General features: G+C 70.2%; 18 protein-coding genes. 15 read left to right on the forward strand and 3 right to left on the reverse strand.

Translation table 11 applies throughout. The features are described 5' to 3' along the window. The first annotated feature begins 110 nt into the window (after positions 1-110). From ACIBX3_RS34910 to ACIBX3_RS34970, 13 genes are all read left to right on the forward strand, one after another. Positions 111-899, forward strand: a complete 789-nt coding sequence (locus ACIBX3_RS34910; protein ID WP_397124603.1) for a S1C family serine protease — start codon at positions 111-113, stop codon at positions 897-899. A gap of 25 nt (positions 900-924) precedes the next feature. After that, positions 925-1,914 carry an AAA family ATPase gene (locus tag ACIBX3_RS34915; RefSeq protein WP_397124605.1) on the forward strand — a complete coding sequence of 330 codons (990 nt, stop codon included), beginning with the start codon at positions 925-927 and terminating at the stop codon, positions 1,912-1,914. A gap of 3 nt (positions 1,915-1,917) precedes the next feature. Further along, the gene (locus tag ACIBX3_RS34920; RefSeq protein ID WP_397124607.1) at positions 1,918-2,799 is read left to right on the forward strand and encodes a DUF58 domain-containing protein; all 882 of its coding nucleotides are present in this window, start codon (positions 1,918-1,920) and stop codon (positions 2,797-2,799) included. Between the two features lie 97 nt (positions 2,800-2,896). Next, a complete protein-coding gene (locus ACIBX3_RS34925) occupies positions 2,897-3,847 on the forward strand; it encodes a VWA domain-containing protein (RefSeq protein WP_397124609.1) in 951 nt (316 codons plus the stop codon). Beyond that, positions 3,848-4,897, forward strand: a complete 1,050-nt coding sequence (locus ACIBX3_RS34930) for a VWA domain-containing protein (RefSeq protein ID WP_397124611.1) — start codon at positions 3,848-3,850, stop codon at positions 4,895-4,897. 325 nt (positions 4,898-5,222) lie between these two features. Next, positions 5,223-6,383: a sensor histidine kinase gene (locus ACIBX3_RS34935; RefSeq protein WP_397124613.1), complete on the forward strand. Its 1,161-nt coding sequence runs from the start codon at positions 5,223-5,225 to the stop codon at positions 6,381-6,383. Further along, complete coding sequence (locus tag ACIBX3_RS34940; protein ID WP_397124615.1) at positions 6,380-7,057, forward strand: response regulator; 678 nt, start codon at positions 6,380-6,382, stop codon at positions 7,055-7,057. Before ACIBX3_RS34935 ends, ACIBX3_RS34940 begins: the two co-directional genes overlap by 4 nt. A gap of 491 nt (positions 7,058-7,548) precedes the next feature. Then, the gene (locus ACIBX3_RS34945) at positions 7,549-10,431 is read left to right on the forward strand and encodes an AAA family ATPase (protein ID WP_397124617.1); all 2,883 of its coding nucleotides are present in this window, start codon (positions 7,549-7,551) and stop codon (positions 10,429-10,431) included. A gap of 15 nt (positions 10,432-10,446) precedes the next feature. Beyond that, complete coding sequence (locus ACIBX3_RS34950; protein ID WP_397124619.1) at positions 10,447-13,209, forward strand: AAA family ATPase; 2,763 nt, start codon at positions 10,447-10,449, stop codon at positions 13,207-13,209. A 13-nt stretch (positions 13,210-13,222) separates the two neighbouring features. Further along, positions 13,223-16,006, forward strand: a complete 2,784-nt coding sequence (locus tag ACIBX3_RS34955; protein WP_397124621.1) for an ATP-binding protein — start codon at positions 13,223-13,225, stop codon at positions 16,004-16,006. Between the two features lie 371 nt (positions 16,007-16,377). Beyond that, the gene (locus ACIBX3_RS34960; protein ID WP_397124623.1) at positions 16,378-16,668 is read left to right on the forward strand and encodes a hypothetical protein; all 291 of its coding nucleotides are present in this window, start codon (positions 16,378-16,380) and stop codon (positions 16,666-16,668) included. A 10-nt stretch (positions 16,669-16,678) separates the two neighbouring features. Next, positions 16,679-16,804 carry a hypothetical protein gene (locus ACIBX3_RS34965; RefSeq protein ID WP_397124625.1) on the forward strand — a complete coding sequence of 42 codons (126 nt, stop codon included), beginning with the start codon at positions 16,679-16,681 and terminating at the stop codon, positions 16,802-16,804. Between the two features lie 185 nt (positions 16,805-16,989). After that, positions 16,990-17,643, forward strand: coding sequence for an alpha/beta fold hydrolase (locus ACIBX3_RS34970; protein ID WP_397124627.1), 654 nt, complete (start codon positions 16,990-16,992; stop codon positions 17,641-17,643). A 103-nt stretch (positions 17,644-17,746) separates the two neighbouring features. On the opposite strand, the gene ACIBX3_RS34975 is transcribed toward ACIBX3_RS34970, so the two are convergent. Next, positions 17,747-18,778, reverse strand: a complete 1,032-nt coding sequence (locus ACIBX3_RS34975) for a saccharopine dehydrogenase family protein (protein ID WP_397124629.1) — start codon at positions 18,776-18,778, stop codon at positions 17,747-17,749. Between the two features lie 100 nt (positions 18,779-18,878). Between ACIBX3_RS34975 and ACIBX3_RS34980 the strand changes: the two genes are divergently transcribed. After that, positions 18,879-19,889, forward strand: coding sequence for a helix-turn-helix domain-containing protein (locus tag ACIBX3_RS34980; RefSeq protein WP_397124631.1), 1,011 nt, complete (start codon positions 18,879-18,881; stop codon positions 19,887-19,889). A gap of 130 nt (positions 19,890-20,019) precedes the next feature. On the opposite strand, the gene ACIBX3_RS34985 is transcribed toward ACIBX3_RS34980, so the two are convergent. Next, positions 20,020-21,216, reverse strand: coding sequence for an IS630 family transposase (locus tag ACIBX3_RS34985; RefSeq protein WP_397124633.1), 1,197 nt, complete (start codon positions 21,214-21,216; stop codon positions 20,020-20,022). Between the two features lie 98 nt (positions 21,217-21,314). Between ACIBX3_RS34985 and ACIBX3_RS34990 the strand changes: the two genes are divergently transcribed. Further along, on the forward strand, positions 21,315-21,635 hold the full coding sequence (locus ACIBX3_RS34990) for a hypothetical protein (RefSeq protein WP_397124635.1): 321 nt from the start codon (positions 21,315-21,317) through the stop codon (positions 21,633-21,635). A gap of 42 nt (positions 21,636-21,677) precedes the next feature. Here ACIBX3_RS34990 and ACIBX3_RS34995 read toward each other — a convergent pair whose 3' ends face one another. After that, on the reverse strand, positions 21,678-22,220 hold the full coding sequence (locus tag ACIBX3_RS34995) for a DUF664 domain-containing protein (RefSeq protein ID WP_397124637.1): 543 nt from the start codon (positions 22,218-22,220) through the stop codon (positions 21,678-21,680). Between the last annotated feature and the right edge of the window lie 236 nt (positions 22,221-22,456).

Consider the following 22,456-nt stretch of genomic DNA (forward strand, 5'->3'; position numbering starts at 1 on the left):
CGCCGCCATCCTCGTCTCCGTGCTGCGTACGTTGGGCTGCGGGGCGCTTCTCATGGAGTTCTTAGGTGGGGCTTTACGGCATTTTTCGCTGAGTTTTATACCGTGGTGGGATGGAGCGCGCGCCGCAGGAGGCTGGTGCGGCCGAGGCTCAGGGAGCCGTGGCCGGGAGGGCTCGGCGGTTTGTCGTCGGGGGCGTCGCACTTGTCGTCGTGGCGGTGCTGGCGTACTGGGTGGGAAGCAGCGGCGGGAACGGCGAAGGGGCCGCGCCCAGGCCGAGCGCGACGCCGACGCCCAGTGCGACGCTCACGGTGCCCGAGGTCTTCAAGAGGGTCGGGCCGTCGGTGGCGGTCATCCAGGCCGGGAAGTCGCTCGGAACCGGGGTGATCGCGGCCGAGGACGGGACGATTCTGACGGCGTACCACGTCGTCAAAGGCACCAAGGACGTCACGGTGACGTTCGCTGACGGCACCAAGACGAAGGCCGTTGTCCTGTCGTCGAATCCCCGGCGCGACGTCGCGACCCTCAAGCCCGCGGAGCTGCCGGAGATCGTCGTCCCGGCGACGCTCGGCGGCGGCGTGGCCGTGGGCGCGCCCGTCGTGGCGATCGGCAATCCGCTGGGCCTGACCTACAGCGTCTCCACCGGCGTTGTGTCGGGCCTGAACCGGAGCGCCGAAGACGGCGACCTGAGCGGGCTCATCCAGTTCGACGCCTCCGTCAACCCGGGCAGCTCCGGGGGTCCCCTCCTGGACGCTCGCGGCCTGGTCATCGGGATCGTCGTCTCGATCGCCGACCCGGGAGGCGACGAGGCGTTCGCCGGCATCGCGTTCGCGGTGCCGATCGGCGCGGCCCTGGGCGGCGACGAAGGTGACGGCCCGCCGGGTGACGGGCCGCAGATCTGATCGAAGTGTCACGAGAAGGGACACCATGACCTCGACGAAGCCCCCCGAGTCGGCTCATCCGCTCGAACATGTGCTGTTCGAGGTCAAACGCACGATCGTCGGCCAGGACGTCCTGCTGGAGCGTATGGCCGTCGCGCTGATCGCCGACGGCCACCTGCTCGTCGAGGGCGTGCCGGGCCTGGCGAAGACGCTCGCGGTGCGGTCGCTGGCCGCCGCGATCGCCGGGAGTTTCCAGCGCGTCCAGTTCACCCCCGATCTGGTGCCCGCCGACCTCGTGGGCACGCGGATCTACCACCAGCACTCCGGGGAGTTCCGGACCGAGCTCGGCCCGGTGTTCGCGAACCTGCTGCTGGCCGACGAGATCAACCGCGCCCCCGCCAAGGTGCAGAGCGCCTTGCTGGAAGTGATGCAGGAGCATCAGGTGACGATCGGCCGTGAGACGTTCCGGGTGCCCGAGCCGTTCCTGGTCATGGCGACGGAGAACCCGATCGAGTCGGAGGGCACCTACCCGCTGCCGGAAGCGCAGGTCGACCGTTTCATGATGAAGGTGATCGTCGACTATCCGACGCAGGCCGAAGAGCAGGCGATCGTCCAACGGGCGATGCGTCCGCCCGAGCCGCCACAGCCGATGGTGACGGCCGGGGACCTGATCGAGATGCGGGTCCGCGCTCAGAAGGTGTACGTCGATCCGGCGATCGTCGACTACGCGGTACGGCTGGTCGCCGTGACACGTTCCCCCGCGACGGCCGGGCTCGGCGAATTGGAACGGTATGTCACCTACGGGGCGAGCCCGCGGGCGTCCATCGCGCTCGTCACGGGCGCCCGGGCGCTGGCGTTCCTGCGCGGCCGCGACTACGTCCTGCCGCACGACCTGTCCGAGCTCGCGCTCGACGTGCTGCGCCACCGGCTCGTGTTGTCCTACGAGGCCCTCGCGGACGACGTCGACGCCGACACGATCATCACCAGGGTGCTCGGGGCGGTCCGGGCACCCGACGTCGTCCTGCAGAACCGCTGAGCCATGGCCACCGCCCCCGAAAGGCTCCTGCTCCGCCTGGAGTGGAAGGTCGTCCGCAGGCTCGACGGCCGGCTCCAGGGCGCCCACCGCACCACGCACCGCGGCTCCGGGATCGACTTCACCGGGCTGCGCGCCTACAGCGACGGCGACGACGCCCGTCACATCGACTGGAACGTGACCGCACGGCTGGACGCGCCGCACCTGCGAGTGTTCACCGAGGACCGCGAGCTGACGGTGTGGCTCGTGCTCGACCGGTCGGCGTCGATGACGGCCGGCCGGCCGGGACGCGGCAAGCACGACGTGCTCGCCGAGCTCGCGCTCGTCCTGGCTCGGATGTTCGGCCGGAGCGGCAACCGCGTCGGCGCCCTGCTGTTCGACACCGGGATGCTGCGCGTCGTGCCGCCTGGCACCTCCCGGCGGCACGCGCTGCGGATCGGCGCCGAGGTGGAACGCACCGAGGCGCGCGGTGGCTCCACCACCGACCTGGCGGAGATGCTCGATGCGGCCGGACGGCTCGCGCGCCGCCGCGCACTCATCGTCGTGTTGTCGGACTTCATCGGCGACGGCGACTGGGAGCGCTCGCTCCAGCGCCTGGTCCGGCGGCACGAGGTAGTCGCCCTGCGGATCGTGGACACCGCCGACGACGTGCTGCCGGAAGCCGGGCTGATCGTGGTCGAGGACGCCGAGACCGGCGAGCAGCTCGTCGTCGACTCCGCCGACCCGCTGTTGCGGGTCCGCTTCCGCGCCGCCGTCGACGCCCGCGACGCCCGGCTCACGGCGGGCATGCGCCGGGCCGGGGTGCCTGTCCACCGCATCGACACCGACCGCGATCTTGCCGAGGCGCTCGTCGAGGTCGTCGCCCGAACCCGGGACCGGTCGATATGACCGAGCTTGTCGAGGTCATCGATAAACACAGCACCGAGCTTGTCGAGGTCATCGACAAACACAGCACCTTGGTCATGAGGCCGACGCAGGAGGTCTCATGACCCTGTCCTCTCCGCTGCTGCTGGCCGTCGGACTGCTCGTCACGGCGGCGCTCGCCTGGGCGGCCGTCGTCTCGGCGCGCCGCCGGACGGCAGCGCTCGCCGCGGCCGGGGTCGCCGTGCCGGGCGGCCGCCGGGCGTACCTCGGAACCGGCCTGACGATCGCCGGCGTCGCCGTACTCGCGATCGCCACCGCCGGACCGGCGGCCATGGTGCCGGTCCCGCGGACCGCGGGCACCGTCATCCTCGCCATCGACGTCTCCAACAGCATGGGTGCCGACGACGTCGCGCCCACCCGGCTGGCGGCCGCGCAGCGGGCTGCCCGCGCGTTCGTGGCGGCGCAGCCCGACAGCGTCGACATCGGCGTCGTCGCGTTCGAGCGGGGCGGGCTCACCGCCGCACGGCCCGACGCCGACCACTCCATCGCGCTCGCGGCCATCGACCGGCTGAAGATCACCGGCGGCACCTCACTGGGGACGGCCATCACGGCCTCGCTGTCGGCGATCACCGGCAAGCCGGTGGCCGTCGGCCGCGACGGCATCGCGCCCGACATCGGCTACTGGCCGTCGGCGACGATCGTGATGTTCTCCGACGGCCAGAACACGAGCGGGGACGTCGAACGGGCCGCCACCCTGGCCCAGCGGGCGGGCGTCCACATCCACACCGTCGGTGTCGGCACCACGGCAGGGGCCACGGTGAAGGTCGACGGCTACCAGCTGCAGACCTCGCTCGAGGAGGAAACCCTCACCTTGATCGCGCAGACCACCGGCGGCGCCTACCACCCCGCATCCGACGCCGCACGGCTCGGCGGGATCGCCGACACGATCGATCTGCGGCTCACCGTCTCCGACGAGCCGCTGCCCCTCGCCGGCGGGCTGATCGGGCTCGCCCTCGCGCTGCTCACCGCAGGAGCTGCGCTCACCGTGCTCCGGTCTGGACGGGTGATCTGAATGGTGTTCTCATGGCCGTGGGCGCTGCTGTCAGTCCTGATCATCCCGCTGATCTTCGCCATCCGAGAGTGGGCGCGCCGCCGCCGCCGGCGGGCCGCCGTGCGCGTCACCTCGATCGCGCTCGTACGGAGCGCCCTGCCCGGCCGTACGCGCTGGACGCGGAAGATCCCCGCGGCACTGTTCATAGCCGGGCTCGCGCTCCTCGTGGTCGGGGCCGCGCGACCGCAGGCGTCGGTGCCGGTGCCGATGACGTCGTCGACGATCCTGCTCGCGCTCGACACCTCCGGCTCCATGTGCTCCACGGACGTCGACCCCAACCGCATCACCGCCGCGAAGAAGGCCGCCGCGGAGTTCATCGAGTCGCAGCGGGGCGGGCCGCGCATCGGCCTGGTCACCTTCGCGGGCACCGCGGGTCTGCTCGTCCCTCCCACCGACGACACCGACTCGCTGATCGAGGCGCTGGACAACCTCACCGTGGCCCGCGGCACCGCGATCGGGCAGGCCATGCTCACCTCGATCGACGCCATCGCGGAGGTCGACCCGTCGGTCGCACCCACCGGGGCGAACCCCGGCAACGGCGGCGAAGGCTACGCCGGCGCCGCGATCATCGTGCTCACCGACGGCGCCAACACCCAGGGCGTCGACCCGCAGACCGCCGCCCAGCAAGCAGCCCTGCGCCGCGTCCGCGTCTTCACCATCGGCTTCGGCACCACGAATCCGGCCCCGATGGTCTGCGACAACTCACAGTTCGACGGCGGCTTCGGCGGCTGGGGCGGAGGCGGCCGCGGCAGATTCGACAGCGGCCGCAACATCCGAATGATCGACGAGCCCGCGCTCAAACGGATAGCCCAGACCACCGGCGGCTCCCACCACCGCGCCGAGAACGCCGACCAGCTCCACAGCGCCCTCGACGCTCTCCCCAGCAGCTTCACCGTCGTCAACCAACGGATCGACACCGCCGCCGCCTTCGCCGCCGGCGGCGCCATCCTCATCACCGCGGCCCTGTCCCTCTCCCTCTGGTGGAACCGCCCCCGGACCCTGACCCGCTGACGGTGCCCGTGGCCGAAACGCCTCAGCGGTCCCCGCCGGTTCGCGGCCGTCCACGTCCGCCGGGTGGGGCTGCGGCGACGGCGAAGTCCCAGCCGCATGATGGGGCCTGACACCGGAGCCACGGACCCAACAGGCCGGAGGTGACCGAGATCAGGGCACACGGCATCGAAAGAGGCCTCGGCGTCGATCATCCCCGCTCGAAGCACAGGCGCGAAGCAGGCGATCGTCACGGCCTCGGCACAACCGAGGCATGCAGCGGAGGGCGGGGCGTCTGAGGGACGCGAGTGGCGGAACCCGAGGGGCTTCGAAGGCGTAATCTCGCGGGATGGAGTATCGCGCCTGGCTCACCCGCTGCCTGCTGTGTGTGGGCCTCGGTCTGAGTGGGCTGTACGACCTGGAGATGTATCGGCATGCCGGGCACTTTGATCACCTTCCGTTCCCCCCGCTCATCTCCGGGCCCGTCGCGGCCCTGCTGCTCTGGTTGAGCTTCCGGCGAGGGGCTCTGGAGTGGTCCACCGGCATCACCGCCGGCGGCTCCCTGCTGCTGACCACGGCTCTGGGCCTGACCCACCCGGCATGGGCGAGCATGCTGGAGATGAGCTGCCTGCTGGTCCTTCTCGTGCGCGTGATCTACCGGGTGCCACGGCCGGCCGCCGTCGTCGCGCTGTGCGCCGCGCTCTGCGTCGCCCTGGCCGCCCTATCCGTCAGGGAGGCGGTCGAGCCGCACGACGTCTACGACGGCGCCACCTTTTCCGGGTTGCTCGCCAGCGCGGCGATCGGATTCGGGTTGTACCTCCGGATGCTCGACGGCCGCAGGACCGCGGCGATCGCGGCCGCGCGCCACAACGAACGACTGGAACTCGCCCGCGAGCTGCACGACTTCGTCTCGCACCACACGAGCGCGATGGTGATCCAGGCACAGGCGGCCCGCGCGATCCGCGAGACCGCCCCCGAACAGCTCGACGGGATCCTGGAGAACATCGAGCGGGCCGGCGTGGAAACGCTGGAATCCATGCACCACTTGGTATCCCTGCTCCGCGAGGAGACGCCCCCACCTGTTCAACCCGACCAGTTCGTCGCCCGCTTGACCGAGTTGGTCGCCGACTTCTCCAGATCGGACGACCCCGGCGCCACCTTGCGGGTCACCGCGCCGGCCCGCCGGGCGCTGCTCACGTCAGAAGTCCAACTGGCCATCCAGCGCATGATCCTGGAGGCCTTGACGAATGCGCGCCGCCACGCGCCCGGCGCCCCGGTGACCGTTTCCGTCACCGTGCGAAGGGGCCGGCTGTGCGTCGAGGTGAGCAACAAGGCGCCGGTCGAGCGCCCCAGGGTTCTGGCCACCGGCGGCGGAGGCTTCGGTCTGGTGGGCATGCGTGAGCGCGTGACGGGGGTCGGCGGCGAGCTTCTCGCCGGCGCGGCGGCCGACGGCGGCTGGCGCGTGGCCGGGATCTTTCCGGCCGTGCTTGTGACACCATCGGACGCGTGAGCGACTCGACCACAAGCGTTCTCATCGCCGACGACGTGGAGATGGTCCGCACCGGACTCCGGCTGATCCTCGACGCGGAGCCCGGCATCGAGACCGTCGGCGAAGCCGCCGACGGTGTGGAGTGCGTCGAGCTGGCCCGGCGGCTGCGTCCGGACGTGTGCCTGGTGGACATCCAGATGCCGAAGCTGGACGGCCTGGAGGTGACCCGGATCCTCGCCGGTCCCGACGTGGCGGACCCCATGCGGGTGGTGGTCGTGACCACCTTCGACCAGGACGACTACGTGTACCGGGCGCTGCGCAACGGTGCGTGCGGGTTCCTGCTGAAACATTCGGGCCGCGGTCTGCTCGTCGAGGCCATCCGCGCCGCTGCCCGCGGCGACGCGCTCGTCTCACCTGCCGTCACAGTACGCCTGCTCCAGCATCTGGGCATCCAACAGCCGGCACCGCGCAGAGGCGGCGCCCAGCCGGACGACCAGCTGACCACGCGCGAGACGGAGGTCGCGCGGCTGGTGGCGATCGGTCGTACCAACCAGGAGATCTCCGCCGAGCTCAACCTCTCGTTGTCGACGGTCAAGACGCATCTCGAGAGCATCCACAAGCGGCTCAAGGTCCGCAACCGCGTGGAGATCGCCGCATGGGCCTGGGCGGTCGGGATCATCGGCTCGTCGCTCTGACCTTCCGGCCGCAAATCAACGGCATGGGACCAACCGCATGGGACCGTTCCGATGCTTTGCGGCGGATCGGCATCGGCTGGGCTTTTGTGATGTATCGACCTTTTGACCGATGGTGTCCTGGATCGCGGTACAGCATGGTGACTTCATGGTCACGGCAGCCCTTCCTGACACACGCCCGCGCAGCCCCACAAGCACGAAGACCACCGCGACCGGCGCCTCGCACCGCTTCCTGCGGCGCGGGAACCTGATGGTCGAGCCTCCGGCTCGCTGGGGTGCCGACCCGATGGCCGCCGTACTTCTGGCATGATCGCCGTACTGCCCGAGGTGCGCGCTCACCCCTGATGGTGATAGAACTGCGAACTCAAGTGACGAAAAGCAACCCGAACGCGTTTTGCCCGGATAGCTTGATCTTGTACCGTAGCGGCCCTTTGCCGGAGAAGCCGGCTCCGGCCGTTGCTCGATCGCACGCTTCACGTCACGAGGAGCGGGCCATGGTGGACGACGTTTCCCTTTCACAGGACACCTTCATCGACCGGACCACCGAACTGGAGTCGCTGGGCGCACACGCCGCGGCCGCCCGTGCCGGACGTCCCAGGCTGGTCCACCTGACCGGTAGCGCAGGCATCGGGAAGACGAGTCTGCTGCGCGCGTTCCTGGCCGGAGACGCCTGCCGGGGCATGACGACCCTGGACGCATCGTGTCGTCCCGCTCAGGTCGGCACTGCCTGGAGCACCGTACAAGAGCTGTTTCGCCCCGTCGTCCCCGCAGCTGATCGGGCACCGGCGTCCCCGCTGTTCCGGGGCGCTCAGCACGCCCTCCCCGCACTCCTTCCCGGGACGCCCGGCGAGCAGCCGCCCGCCCCGACCCATCCCGTCCTGTACGCGCTGCACGTGCTCGCGGCGAACCTCATGGCCGACGGTCCTCTGGTCCTCGTGCTGGACGACGTCCAATGGTGCGACGAGCAGTCACTGCGGTGGCTGGACTTCCTGCTCCGCCGGGCGTCCGAGCTGCCGCTGCTGGTGGTGCTGGCCCAGCGCACTGAGACCCGCCTGGTCGCTTCCGGCACCGCGACCGAGATCGCCGCCCGCCACCCGGTCACGACCATCGCCCTCGCCTCTTTCACCGCCACGGAGGTCGCGGAGATGGTGGGAAGGGTCCTTCCCGGGCCCGTCGAGCCGTCCTTCACCCGGACCGTCGCGGCCATGTCCGGCGGGCATCCGCTCGTGCTCACCCGGCTGCTGCGCGCGCTGCGTACGGCCGGCGTGCGGCCCGATGAGGACGAGGGGAGGGTCGTCGAGATCGGCCGGGCAGTGGTGGCGGCGTCGGTGCGGGAGGTGCTCGGTCATCTGCCGGATCATGTCCGGGATGTGGCCAGGGCGGTCGCGGTCCTCGGTGAGGAGTCCGCCGACCTGGTCGGCGCGCTGGCCCGTGTGCCCGACGTACTCACCGGAAGCGCCGTGGCGGTGCTGCGCCGCGCAGGCTTGGTGGCGCGCGACCGATCCGATCTGGTTCACGACGTGGTGCGCTCGGCGGTGCTCCAGACGATCGGCGCCCACGGGCAGGCCAACCTGCGGAACACGGCCGCGATACTGCTCAGCGACGCCGGCCGGCCCGCTGACAAGGTCGCCGAACAGCTGATCCGGATGCCCTACGGCACTCGGCCATGGATGGTCTCGATGCTGCGCGACGCGGCCTGCCTGGCAGAGCGTGAGGGCGCGCCCGCGGCAGCGGCGCGCTACCTGCGCCACCTGCTGGAGGCGGAGCCGGGCGACGTGCCGGTACGCGTCCATCTCGCCCGGTTGCTCGTCGAGACCGACCCGTCCGAGGCCACCTTGCTGATCAAGGAGGGCCTCACGCTGACCCCCGATGTGCGGACGCGGGCGGAGGCGGCCGTGGAGTTCGCCATGGCCTGCATCGCCGTGGACCAGTCGGCGGCCGCCGTTCCGGTGCTCATCGAGGTCCTGGACGACCTGGACCTCGCGCTGGGGTCCGGTTCCGCCGATGTCGACCAGGAGCTGCGCACCCTTGCCGAATCGGCGTTGTTCCTCACCGGGTCCGCCGAGCGGTCGACGATGGCCTCGCTCCGGGAGCATATCGATCGGATAGGCAACCTGTCGGGTCACACCCTGGAGCGACACCGGCTGCTCGCGGTGACATCTCTGCTGACAGTGACGGGAGACTGCTCGGCGGAGGAGGCGGTCGAACAGGCCCGCCAGGCGCTGCTCCTCCCCGAAGACACCCTGGCCGGTTGGCCTCAGATCGTCTCGGCGCTGGTTCTCAGCTTCGCCGACGAGGTCGAGGAGTCGCTGGGCGCATTCGACGGCGTGCTGCGGTACGCGGAGGAAAAAGGTGCCGTGCACACCTACGCGCTCGCGCTGTCCAGCCGTGCGAGCGTGCTGTACGGCCTCGGCATGATCCCCGATGCGATGGCCGACGCCCGTCTGGCAGTCAAGATCGCCGATACGCAGCCGCAGGGCAAGAGCTCGCGGACGACCCGGATCACCCTGGCGGGCCTGCTGATCGACCGTGATGAACCGGAGCACGCGGAGACGCTGCTCGCCCAGATCGAGCCGCTCGCCCTGGACAGATCGGTCTGGGGTCACCCATGGTTCCTGATGGTCCAGGCGCGTGCCCGGCGGGCGCTCGGCGACCAAGACGGTGCGCTTCGCCTGCTGACCGCGTGTGCCGAGTCGATCGACGAGACGGGCTCCGTCAACCCGGTGTTCCTTCCCTGGTGGGCCGACACGGCCTGTCTGCTCGCGGAGATGGACCGCAGAGATGAGGCCGGGCAGGTCGCTGAACGCGGAACCGAGGTGGCGCGCCGCTGGAGGACCGCCCGTACGCTCGGACTCGCGGCCCTGGCCCGTGGAGTGAGCGCCTCAGGCGGAGCGAGCGTCGACCTCCTCACCGAATCGGTCGAGATGCTGTCCCGCTCGCCTGCCCGAGGAGAGCACGCCAGAGCCGAACACCTGCTCGGACGGGCGTTCCTCGCGATCGGCGACCAGAACGCGGCACGCAGGCATCTCCGTGCCGCGGCCGACCTGGCGCGGCGCTGTGGTGCGCTGGCCCTCGCCAAGGCCGCCCGGCGGTCGCTCATCGACGCCGGCGGGCGGATGCCGGAGATCACTTCCTCGATGGTGGACATATTGACCAGGACCGAGCGGAAGATCGCCGGTCTCGCCACATCGGGGATGAGCAACCAGGCGATCGCACAATCGCTGTTCGTCACGATACGCACCGTCGAGATGCACCTGACCAGTGTGTACCGGAAGCTCGGCGTCAACGGCCGGGCGGAACTCCGCTCGGTGCCATGGGCGCAGGACGGCGATTTGCGGGTACCCGAATGGGTGCTCGCCTCGCTCGGCCGGCGATGAGCGGAGATCACGACCATGCGTACGACGAGCGGACCGGGTGATCGTGGCAGGCGCGAACTCCTGCTGCTCGGCCGCGATCGTGAGCGGGAGACGCTGAGTTCCTTGATCAGTAGGTTGCCCGGGAACCGTCCGGGCGTGGTGACATTGATCGGCCGGCCGGGTGACGGGCAGAACGCCCTTCTGCGATGGGCGGCCGAGCTCGCCACGGAGCGCGGGATACGGGTGCTGCGCGCGGCGGCGACCCCCGCCGAGCGCGACCTGCCGTACGGCGTCGCCCTGCAGGTGCTGGCGACGATGGACGCCGGTCTCGAACGTTCGCCGCGGGCAGTGCTCGACCAGGAACGGCAAGGCCGGCCGCCGGGCCTGGCCGAACTGCTGAGCAGCGCACGAGAGCTGCCCACGCTGGTGGTCGTGGCGGACGTCCAGTGGGTGGACGCGGCCTCGTCGCGCTGGCTGCACGCACTGGTACGGCGCCTTGCCGGCGCACCCGTCGCGCTCCTGACGAGCCGGAGCGGCACCTGGTTCGAAGGCTCGGACCCGCTGCTCGAACCCGGATTCTCCCCCGGCACTGCGGCGATCACCGAACTCGCGCTGGCCCCGCTGAGCGGCCGCGACGCCGCCGCCGCGGTGGAACTGATCTGCGGCGCGGAAGGGGAGGACCGGTTCACCGCGGCGGCGGTGGAGATCAGTGCCGGCAATCCCTCCGTGTTGCACGACACGTTGCGCCGTTTCGTGGACCAGGGCCGCAAGCCGATCACCGCTCACCTACCGGAGCTGCGTGCGATCGCGGCGACCGTGATCGGCGATCATGTCACCCGGGTGCTGGACGGGCTGCCCCGGGAGGCGGTGGCGGTCCTGGGCGCGGTGGCCGTCTGCGGCGACCTGCTGGACTTCCCTCTCGTCTGCCGCATCGCCGGGCTGCGCACGGTGCCCGAGTGGAAGGTGCGGGCCATGGTGGAGGCGACCGGGCTGACCATCCCGAGCGGGGCGGGCCTGCGGCTCCGAGACCCGGTCGTGACGGCTCGCGTGCTTTCGGAGCTCTCCGCCGACGAACGGGCCGACCTGCACTCCCGAGCGGCGCATCTGGCGCACCGGGCGGCCGTGAACGACGACGACCTGGCGCGGATCCTGCTCTTGGCACCGCCGATCGGCGCGGGATGGGCGACCCACGCGCTGCGCCGCGGCTTCGCCGCGGCGCTCCACAAGGGCGAGCACGGCCAGGCGGTCTCCTATGCCGCGCGCGCGTTGGAGGAACCGCTGGACCACGTGGAACGCCTGCGCCTGAACCTGGAGCTGGCCACCGCCGAAGTGCTGGCCGCGCCGGAAGCGGGCGACCGCCGGCTCAGCCGGATCGCCCGCACCGCCGACGACGGGGCCGGGGTCCGAATCCGTGCGACCGAGCTGCGGCTGGCCTGGGGAAACGCGCGTGGCGTGCGCCAGATGGTTGCCGAAGTGCTGCCTACCGCCCACGGGGGAGAGCGGGATGACCTGATCGCGCTGTTCTGGCTCGCCGATCAGGCGCTACAGGACGACGGCGAGCAAACGCTGCCCGAAGTCCCGGAACTCCACGAGCATCCTCCGGCCGCAGCGCAGATGGGCGTGCGCGCCTGGCAGCTCGCGCTGCGGGGCGAGGACCTGAACTCGAGCCGGGCGCTGGCCCGGGGCGCCCTGAGCAAGGCACACGATGGCGGGCTGATCCTCCCGCGGCTGGCGGCCTGCATGGCGCTGCGGCTGGCCGATGAGAGCCAAGAGGCCGAGGCGCGGCTCGACGCCTTGCTCGCGGAGACCGCGCGGGCACACGTCGCCGTCGCCTCCGGTCGCGTGCTGGCCACGCGCGCCGAACTGCACCTGCGCAGCGGCAGGCTCGACGCGGCGGCGCGGGACCTCGCCGCCGCCGAGCACGCGTTGCCGCCGGCGAGCCGGCACCCGGGCGTCGTGCCGTACATGACGGCGATACGCATCGCGGTCGACCTCGAAATGGGCCTGTTCGACCAGGCCCGGGAGCTCGCCGCCGCGCCGGCTCCCGCCGCGGCGGCGGACAGCGCTTACTGGCCCTACCTGCTGTACGCCAAGGGGCTGGTCGCCACCGTCGACGGGGACCTCACCAAAGCGATCGAGCTGTTCCGCGAGTGCGGTCGATGGTTGTCACAGCGGAACCGGCTCAACCCCGCGATCATGCCCTGGCGCTCCATGGCCGCCCGTGCCTGCCGGAGGCTCGGCGACGTCGAACAGGCTCTGCGGCTGGGCCAGGAGGAGCTGTCACTGGCCCGCCGCTGGGGCGCTCCCAGTGCGCTCGGCTGGGCCGAGCTGACCGTTGGGCTCATGGCCGGCGAAGCACAGCCGGCCAGGGCCCGCATGGCGATGCATCTCCTTCGCGGCTCCCCCGCGGGGATGACCTTCCTCGCCTGGGCTCTCGTGGAGCTGGCGGTCGCGGAGCACGAGGCGGGAAACGAGCAGGCGGCCGCATCCCTCCTGGGCGAGGCGTTGACGGTCACCGCGACGCATCCGTCGTGCCGTGCCGCGCGCCTGGCGCACGCGATCGCCGAGCGACTGCGCACGTCACCGGCACCGGCTCCCGGCCGGCAGCCGGCGGACTGGACCCTGTTGACGGAGGTTGAGCGACGGGCCGCGATCCTCGCCGGGCAGGGACACAGCAACAGGGACATCGCCCGGCTGCTGTCGGTGACCACGCGCACCGTGGAACAGCGTCTGAGCCGCGTGTACGAGAAACTGCGGATCAGCACGCGCGAAGACCTGCGCGCGCTGTCCCCGCGATGAAGGGGCCGAACAGATGTTGCTTGAACGGGACGCTCAGCTGGCCCTGGTGGAGACCGCTCTCCACGCGGCCGTCGAGGGCACGTCCTCGCTGATCCTGCTGAGCGGCCCGGTCGGCATCGGCCGGACAGCTCTGCTGCGGCGGTTACCGCGCCTGGTCACCGGCCAGGACGTGCGGGTGCTGCGCGCGAACGCGGGTCCCATGGAGCAGGACTTCGCCTTCGGCGTGGTGCGCCAGCTGTGCGACGAGCTCCTCGCCGGTCTACCGGAGCAAGCCCGCGAGCGCTCAGTGCGAGAGTACGCGGTGCTGGAGCGGGTGTTCGCCGACGACGACATGCCCGGTGGACTCCCCGCCGCCGACTCCCAGGCGGTGCTGCACGACCTGCGGACGCTGTTCGTCAATGCCGGCGCGGACACCCCGCTGCTGATCCTGGTCGACGATCTGCAGTGGGCCGACACCCCGTCACTCCGCTGGTTCGCCTATCTCGCCAAACGGCTGCGCGGGCTGCGCATCGTGCTCGTGTACACGGTTCGTGAGGGCGATCCCGGCGCGCAGCACCCACTGATCCAGCAGATCACGGATTTTTCGGCGCATGTGCTGCTACCCGGACCGCTGTCGCTGGACGGCACCAGCACCGTGATCCTCAACCGGTTCGGCGAGCCCGGGGACGAGGAGTTCGTCCGCGCCTGCCACGAGACCTCCACGGGCAATCCGCTGTTCCTGATGTCGGTGCTGTTCTCCATGCCCTCCGGGACCCGGCCGACCGCCGACGCGGCCGACGTGGTGCGTTCGCTGCTTCCCGCGCAGCTACGCGATCGGCTGGCGGCCTGCCTGCACTCTCTGCCTCAGCCGATCCAGGCCCTGGCGGCGGCCATCGCCGCGGTGGGCGAGCATGAGGATCCCCGGCTCGTCGCACGGCTGGCGGGTCTGGACGAGATCGGGTACGCCGCGGGGATGCGCACGCTGTACCAGTTCGGGGTGCTGGCGGGTGAGCATCGGCCGCGCTTCTCCCACTTCGTCGTCCGCGACGCGGTGGAATCCTCACTGACGATGGTGGAGCGTGAGCAGCTGCACGACCGGGCGGCGGCCCTGCTGTACGGCCAGGGCCATCCCGCGGAGCATGTGGCCGCCCAGCTGATGACCGTGGGGACCTCAAGCCGACCGTGGTCGGTATCGGTGCTGCGCGCCGCGGCGGACACGGCACTGCGGCGCGGCGCGCCGGACACCGCGGCCCGCTACCTGCGGCGCGCCTTGCTGGACAGCCCGGCGCAGAGCGAGGAACGGGCCTGGCTGCTGATCGAGCTCGCCACCGCGGAACGCGCGTTCGACCCGGCGGCGTGCGAGCGGCACATCTCGCAGGCGGTCCCCTTGCTGACCACGGCCAGGGACAGGGCCGTCGCGACGTTGCGGGCAGCGCCGACATTCTGGGGGACGACATCCCCGTCGTTCATCCAGTTGCTCCGGGAGGTCGCCGAGGAGCTCGGTCCACTGGACTCGCTCGTCGGATCCGCCCACGAGATCGGTCTGCGGCTGGAGGCACGGCTGCGCTACTACGACCACGAGTGTCCGTCCGCGCTCTCGTCAGCGGTCGAGCGGCTGCACGGGCTGGGCAAGGAGCCGCCGCTCCAGTCGGGCGCCGAGCGCGAGTTGCTCGCCGTGCTCCTCCACGCGGGGACGCTGACCTGCCGGTTGCCCGCAGCCGATGCGGCTCTGCTCGCGGGCCGCATCCTCGATCGGGAACCCGCCACGTCGGCGCGCCCGCCCTACATGCTGCCGCTCCTGGCGACGACCTTGATCGCGGCGGACTCGTTGCAGGACGTCGACTCCTGGTTGTCCCTCGGGCAACGGCTCGGCAGCGAGAAAAGCGGCATCGACGGCGAACTGCTCCACGCCCTGCGGGCGATGGTGCTCACCGCCCGCGGTCAAGTGCGCCTGGCCCGCGAGCACGCCGAGCGTGCCGTACACCTCACCGAGGCGGAGTCGCCCGAGGTCAGGGCAAACTTCGCCATCGCCCTCGCCACGGTCGCGCTCGAAGTCCGCGATCTCGGACTGAGCGAGCAGATCCTCACCGCCGCCGACCGGCAGCCGTCGAAGAGCTTGAGCGTGTCGGCGATCCTGCAGATCCTCAAGGCGTCCACGGATGTCCAGCGGGGCGACCTGGCCGGCGCCCTCGACGGGCTGCTGGCCTGCGGGCGGCAGGTGGAACGCAGCGGCTGGCGCAACTCGGTGCTGTTGCCGTGGCGCCCCTGGGCGATCAGCCTGAACCACCGCCTGGGCGCTTCCCACGCCGCTCGGGCGCTCGCGGAGGAGGAGCACGCGCAAGCGATGGCGTGGGGAGCACCCGCCATGCTGGGTCGTGCCCTGCGGTTGAAGGGCATGGTGCTCGGCGGCATCGAGGGCGTCGCGCTGCTGCGAGAGGCGGTCGACGTGCTGCGGAACTCGGACAATCAGCTCGAACTCGCCCGGGCGCTCGTCCTGCTGGGACGGATGTCGGGCGATGACGCCGAGGCGGCGGCGGCTATCCGGGAGGGCGGCGAGCACGCCGTGGCCTGCGGTGCGCCCCGGCTGACGGAACGCGCCCAGCAGGGTCATCGGGCGCCCGCCACACGCACGGCCGTGCTGACCAGAGCGGAACGTCGGGTAGGCGAGCTCGCCGCCCGTGGCCTGACCAATCAGGAGATCGCCGACGAGCTGGGCGTCACCTCTCGTGCCATCGAGAAGCACCTCACGAATTCCTACCGGAAGCTGGGGGTCTCGGGCCGGAGCAAGCTCATCGAGGCGCTGACGACCCTCGTCTGACGCCGGCCGGGTCGCTGACGCAGACGGCGTTGATACGGGCCGGCCTGCGTCCCGCGCTGGTCATCACCGCCGAAGCCGACGTGCTGCACGGCACGCATGCCGCGGACGGTTCGGTGCGTACGGGGGGTGCGGTTCCGAAGGCTCCAGCGCCGAACCGTACCGAACACCGAAGCGATGACCGGCGACCGAACCTTTTCGGCGGCCGCCCACAAGGTTAGCGAGAAGGAGAGGGAACTTGTTGACTGAAATGATCCAGATCTGTAATAAATTAGATACGCGCCTGCAATTCGGCGGTTTCGAGGCAGGATCCCATTCCACTGCGAACTGCGCAGTGATCGCGAACGTCCACTGCGAATGAAAGGGTTAATCCTTTGGCTATCCTCGAACTCCCGGACATTGCACCTGTCGCGACCGGCGGGCGGCACGGCGAGACCGATTACGCCGAGGTTCACCTGCTTCTCCATGATCCCGAACCGTGCATGACCTTTCTTGAGCCGAACCTTGCGACCCGGCAGGCGAATCCGGAATTCATGCGGCGCTTCGGCGGTCCCCCTGCGGACGTGTGCGGAAATGAATTCCAGACCTTCGTGCACTCCAGCGTCCGAAACCCGCCGTCGCGCGAGTTCTCCCGTTCGCTCGAGCAGAAACTCCCGATGGGGTGAGCGCGATCATGTGAGCAGCCCGCTCCGCAAGATCAAGGCGCCCAACCGCACCGCGCCGGCTTCCCGCGCCTGTGCGATGGGCGCGGTGCTCGTGGGCGCCCGGGGCCGGAGAGTCCTCGAAGACGTCGTCAAGTGAGCTCGCCCGTGCACCGCCGACCCGCCTCGAAAGGCCTGCCGGGATACTTCCCGCCCCCGTAGACATTTGCCCCCTCACGTACGCTCCGATCCACCGTCACCGGGTCGAGCAATGAGACGACCACGTGTCGACGAACAGGTGATCAAATGGCTCCCACAATGCAATCCACTCGGCTTGCCACTGGAGTGCGGCTCGATTTCGTACAGTATGGCGATCCCGCCGGAATACCTTTGCTCTTCCTGCCCGGCCTCGCCCATTCATGGCGGTCGTTCGAACACGTACTGCCGTTCTTGTCGAAATCCATCCATGCGATCGCCGTCACCCGGCCGGGCCAAGCCGGCTATCACGGCGGCGACTTCGCCGCCGGCTCGATGGCGCTCCTGGACACCCTCGGCATCCGCCAAGCCGTGATCGTGGGGCATTCGCATGGTGCGGTGGTCGCCCGGCAGATGGCTGTGCGGCACCGGGACCGCGTCACCGGCACCGTGTTCGTGGGGTTCCCCAGCGTCGCATCGGAGCATCGTCCGGCGAGCGAACATGGCCTCGAACACAACCGGGAGCGCGGCGGCACCCACCGCGAGGCCGCCGTGCGCGAGATCAGCACGGAACTGAACGCCGTCACATCGCCCATGATGCTCATGTGGGGGGACGCCGATCCGCATGCCGCCGAGATTCAGCGCATCTGCGATACCACGCCGGAGGCGATACCGGTGATCTACCCCGGGATCGGGGACGCACCTCACTGTGAGGACCCGGAGCTGTTCGGCAGCGACCTGTCCATCTTCGCCGTGCTGGTCGCCCGCGGCCCGCTGAGCGCCTCGTGGAACAGCCGGAGGTGAACGGCCGAGCCGTCCCGCAGCAGTTCTACCGGTGATCACCGGCTCGCACAGCGAGTGCCGGCAACCACGGCAGTCCGGCGTACAGCGTGGGGCGGACTGCCCGCTAGGGGAGCAGTTCCAGGGAAATGTGCGGGGAGAGCGCGCGGAGGAAGTCGGGTGCGTCGAAGATCTCGCCTGCGGAGGCGACGCCGACGGTCCTGGTCCGTCCGGTGAGGATGCGGTCAACCGCTTCCACGACGAGCGGGGCGGTGATGGCATAGATGTCCTGGCCGCTTGCCACAGCGCGCCGTTCACTGCCACCGGAGCGCACGACGACGTCGACGAGGAAGGTCTGCGCGGACCGCCCACGCTCGTCGACCGCGGCCGGCGTCGGTGTGTCCGGGTCCGATATGCCCCTGGCCGCCTCGATCGCCATGTAGGTGCACACCTCGGGGATGGACAGGTGGCTGGGAATGGTGACGACATCAGCCATCGTGAACTCCCCGATGACCTCCTGGGTGCCCATCGGGTCAGGGAAGGGCCACTTCAGGGTGGGCGGGTTGTCCGCGCGGTACTCCAGTTGCCCGTTCGCGTAGCGGACGCGCCGGCCGCCCCGCCGCTCCCGGGAGACCTTGCCCGCGGTGCGCGTCCCGGCGGTGGGGTGCCAATTGCTCAGCCCGTACGCGATGTGCGCCTCGTCGGCCGCGCTCCAGTCGCCCATCGCGGCGGTGGTCAGCAGGTCGCCGAGGCCGCCGTAGAAGGCCATCGCGGGGACGATCACCGCTCCCGCGGCGCGGGCGCGGTCCGTGAAGTGCGCGAACGTGTCGACGTTGGCCTCGATTTCGGCCGCCACATCCACATACGGGATCCCGGCGCGCAGTGCCGCCTCGATCACGGGGGCGGCCGTCGTGGCGAAGGGCCCGGCACAGTTGATCACGGCTGCCGCGCCGGCCAGTGCGCGGTCGAGCGAGACCGGATCGTCGACCGACGCCGGCCGGGCGTCGAGCCCGGGATGGGACGCCGCGAACGCCTGCAGCTTGCCGGCGTCGCGGCCGGAGAGAACCGGGACGAACCCGCGCTCCCGCAGCTCTGCCACCACGAACTGCCCGGTGTGCCCGTACGCGCCGTACACCGCCACCATCTGCCCCGATCCCATGGGTTCTCCCTGTGCTCGAATGATCCGCTGCGGACATCCTGACGGGGGCGGGCACCCAACCGTGAGTGGCCGGAACGCCATTACTCGTACAATTCCGGACATGGGTACTGTCGCGCTGGCCGTCACCGACGGCATGCTGCATTTCGAACTGTCCCTGGCGTACGAGGTCTTCGCCGCTGTCCCGGACGGCGTGACGGTCCCGTGGTACGAGGTCACCGTCTGCGGGCCGGTCGCCGTACGGGTCGGCCGGTTCCGGCTGGAGCCTGACCACGGCCTCGACGAACTCTCGCGCGCCGACACCGTGATCGTCCCCGGATTGGCCGACGTCGACGAGGATCCACCCGCCGACCTCGTCGAGGCGGTGCGTGCGGCTCACCAGGCAGGCGCACGCGTGGCCTCCCTCTGCACAGGCGCGTTCGTGCTGGCCGCCGCCGGCCTGCTGGATGGAAAGCGCGCGACCACACACTGGGCGCACACCCGAGACCTGGCCGCCCGCTACCCCCAGGTCCAGGTGGACCCGGACGTCCTGTACGTGGACAACGGCAGCCTGCTCACCTCCGCCGGCAAAGCCGCAGCCATGGACCTGTGCCTGCACCTCGTGCGCCGCGACCACGGATCCTCGATCGCCAACACGGTCGCCCGCCGCCTGGTCGTGCCGCCGCACCGGGACGGCGGCCAGGCTCAGTTCGTCACCACCCCGGTGCCGGCCCCGGACAACCACCCGCTCGCCGAACTGTTCCCCTGGGTGATCGAACGGCTCGACCAGCCGCTGACCGTGACGGACCTGTCCCGCCAGGCGCGGATGAGCTCGCGCAACCTGGGCCGCCACTTCAAGTCGGTGACCGGCACCACCCCGCTGCAATGGCTGCTGACGCAGCGGATCCGCCACGCCCAGGAGTTGCTGGAGACCACCGACGACAGCATCGACACCATCGCGGCGGTCACCGGCATGGGCACCGCAACGACAATGCGCCGGCACTTCAACCGCACGGTCGGCGTGCCCCCGGACACCTACCGCCGTACCTTCCGCTCACGGACCCGCCCCGGCCCGGACGACAGCGGGCAACGCCACCAACACCCCACTCGGCCCGAGACCGGTTCAACCCGATAGGGCCTTCCGGATCATGGTCTACCTGAGATCCACCCCACTCCAAGCGGCCGGGTGGACGGTCGTCACCAAGTCGGAGTTCGCCCATGGGCGTCTCGGCCTTAGTGGTCCGGTTCGTAAGTCATTCGAGGGTTCACGCGGCTGCTGGTAGTGCGGCAGGCTGGTGGCCGCAGCCGGTTGGCTGCTGGGAGTGGTGCTCCTTCTGTTCGTGTCGCTCGATCCGGGCCATCAGGTCCTCGAGGTCGGCCGGGGTGAACTCCCATCTGAAGGGCCGGGCGGTCTCGTTGTAACGACGCTCGAAGGCGATCAGCCGGTCTTCGACCTGGTCAAGACTGGCGAAGTCGTTGGGTGTGACGACCTTGCGCTGCACGATGGAAAAGAAGATCTCTATTTGGTTCAGCCAGGACGCGTGCACGGGGGTGTGGACCATCACCGCGTTGGGGAACTGCGCGGCGAGCCGGTCGGCCGCCGCCTTGCCGCGGTGAGAGGAACCGTTGTCGACCACCCAGAACACCCGCTTGGCGGAGGCATAGGGTTCGGCGGTCATGACCTTCTCGACGAGGGTCATGAACGGGACGATGCCGGTCTTGGCCGCGCAATGTCCGATCACATGCGCTTGGTGGACGTCGTAGGCGGCCAGGTAGGCTAGCGACCCGCCCCGGTCGTATTCGTGGTTGATCCGCATCCTGCGGGCGGTGCCGGGTGGCAGGGTGGGGTGGCAGCGGCAGCGCGCCTGGATCGAGGTCTTCTCGTCGGAGGAGATCACGTACTCGTTGTCAGCGAGGGGCTGCCCGTCCCAGATGCGCTGGTAGAGATCCAGCACGCGGGCGGCTTTGGTGGCGAAGCCGGGGTCGCGGATGAACACCCATGAGGCGTACTGCCAGGGCTTGAGCATGTCAGCGGCCAGAATCCGGCGGACGGTCGAGGCGGACATCGCCTCGGTGATGCCCCTGCCGACCACTTCGCAGGCCAGGTCGGTGCTGCTCCACCGTGACAGCGGCACTCCGGTCTCGGCCGGCAGCTGACAGGCCAATGCCTTGACCTCGGCCCGCTGGAGGGCGGTGAAGCGGGGTGGCCGGCCCGTCCGGGGCCGGTCCTTGAGCCCGTCGATGCCGTGGTCGGCGTATCGGCCACGCCACAGGCGAACGGTATCGAGGTGAAGGCGCTGTCGTGCGGCGATACGGGCGTTGGAGTAGCCGTGCGCGGCGTCCAGCACGATCCGGACACGGACGACCTGCTGGTAGGGGGCGGTGTGAGAGTGAGCCAGCTTCTTGAGCTGCCGCCGGTCGGAGGCGGTTAAGACGATCTGGCGGGCGCGGGGGACGGGCACGCGGAACGCTTTCCGTGATCTATTTCAGGGACGCCACAACTTTGCTCCGATCCTCACCATCCGGGCATGATCGACACGCCCGGCGGCAGGATAGGCTCATGCCTGCCATCCCGGATTCGACCAAGACCTCCCTGGCCCAGCGGCTGCGCCAGCACGCCCGCGACCGCTGGCCCCAGCTGGCAGGCCTGCACGTCCGCTACCACGGCCAGTTCGCCTACGTCGAAGGCGAACTGGTTGATGGCCATCGCCTGCCCCTCATTCGGCTCCGCTACGGCGGATCAGCCTCCATCTGGGGATTCGGGCTCTACCTCGCCAGCAGCGGCAAGTACGAGAATCAGATCCTGCCCACCGGCATGTCCGCTGGGACACCTCAAGAAGCCCTTGACTGCGCCTGCGGCCTCTACCTCAGCCAACATTGAGGCGGAGGCTCTACCCCCCGAGGGACTTACAGGCGGCACCACTTAGTCCGGCTGGGGCGGGTCCTCGCCCACCAGGCCGTCGATCGTCTCACGGAACAGGTCCGCGTGGCCGACGTGCCGGGCGTACTCGTCGTGGACGTCGACCAGGATGCGGCGCACGTTGGGCGATCGGCCGTCCTCGGTGACGGTGAACCCGGCGGGCCGGTCGAGGCCGCCGTCGGCCAGGACCTTGGCCACGGCGGCCCGGGTGCGGGCGACGGCCTCACGCCAACGGGTGTAGAGCTCGTCGGGCGTGTCGTCGGCGGCGGCTTCCCATTCCCAGCCGTGTTCGGCGGTGTCCCAGGGCGGTGTGGGCCGCTCCCCGAACAGGCGCCAGGCCGCAGTCTCCTCCTCGACCCGGGTCAGGTGCTTGATCAACCCGGCCAGGGTCATCGTGCTCGGCGGGTGTGGCCGGTTCAGGGCAGCGGCGTCCAGGCCGCCGGTCTTCCAGGCGAACGTGGCACGGGAGCGGTCGAGGGCGAACAGCAACATCTCGACTTCGCCGGCGGTCAGGGACGGCTCGTTGATGACGGTGTCGTCGGTCATGGTCCGCATGCTAGGCCGCATTCCGGACGTTTTCCTTCCGGAATGCTCACAACATCCGGGTCGCTCTCAGTCCCCAAGCGGAGGGCCAGCCGGTCGCCGTACCACACCACCTAAACGAGGTTGACCGGTAGCACATAGGCGTCTACGTTCATATCAGCCAGGGAATTCCATGATGCAGACGCGACCGAGCTACCTTCATTACTCAGAACGATGGTGATCGTACCGAGGGAGGCAGT

It is taken from the genome of Nonomuraea sp. NPDC049480, from assembly GCF_044465905.1.
Taxonomy (GTDB): Bacteria; Actinomycetota; Actinomycetes; order Streptosporangiales; family Streptosporangiaceae; genus Nonomuraea.

What these genes read in the sequence shown, in the direction of transcription:
- ACIBX3_RS34995 (WP_397124637.1), bottom strand. Translation starts at nt 22,220, where the DNA reads ATGACCGACGACACCGTCATCAACGAGCCGTCCCTGACCGCCGGCGAA.
- ACIBX3_RS34955 (WP_397124621.1), top strand. Translation starts at nt 13,223, where the DNA reads ATGTTGCTTGAACGGGACGCTCAGCTGGCCCTGGTGGAGACCGCTCTC.
- ACIBX3_RS34975 (WP_397124629.1), bottom strand. Translation starts at nt 18,778, where the DNA reads ATGGGATCGGGGCAGATGGTGGCGGTGTACGGCGCGTACGGGCACACC.
- ACIBX3_RS34925 (WP_397124609.1), top strand. Translation starts at nt 2,897, where the DNA reads ATGACCCTGTCCTCTCCGCTGCTGCTGGCCGTCGGACTGCTCGTCACG.
- ACIBX3_RS34910 (WP_397124603.1), top strand. Translation starts at nt 111, where the DNA reads ATGGAGCGCGCGCCGCAGGAGGCTGGTGCGGCCGAGGCTCAGGGAGCC.
- ACIBX3_RS34980 (WP_397124631.1), top strand. Translation starts at nt 18,879, where the DNA reads ATGGGTACTGTCGCGCTGGCCGTCACCGACGGCATGCTGCATTTCGAA.
- ACIBX3_RS34920 (WP_397124607.1), top strand. Translation starts at nt 1,918, where the DNA reads ATGGCCACCGCCCCCGAAAGGCTCCTGCTCCGCCTGGAGTGGAAGGTC.
- ACIBX3_RS34990 (WP_397124635.1), top strand. Translation starts at nt 21,315, where the DNA reads ATGCCTGCCATCCCGGATTCGACCAAGACCTCCCTGGCCCAGCGGCTG.
- ACIBX3_RS34945 (WP_397124617.1), top strand. Translation starts at nt 7,549, where the DNA reads ATGGTGGACGACGTTTCCCTTTCACAGGACACCTTCATCGACCGGACC.
- ACIBX3_RS34950 (WP_397124619.1), top strand. Translation starts at nt 10,447, where the DNA reads ATGCGTACGACGAGCGGACCGGGTGATCGTGGCAGGCGCGAACTCCTG.
- ACIBX3_RS34915 (WP_397124605.1), top strand. Translation starts at nt 925, where the DNA reads ATGACCTCGACGAAGCCCCCCGAGTCGGCTCATCCGCTCGAACATGTG.
- ACIBX3_RS34930 (WP_397124611.1), top strand. Translation starts at nt 3,848, where the DNA reads ATGGTGTTCTCATGGCCGTGGGCGCTGCTGTCAGTCCTGATCATCCCG.
- ACIBX3_RS34935 (WP_397124613.1), top strand. Translation starts at nt 5,223, where the DNA reads ATGGAGTATCGCGCCTGGCTCACCCGCTGCCTGCTGTGTGTGGGCCTC.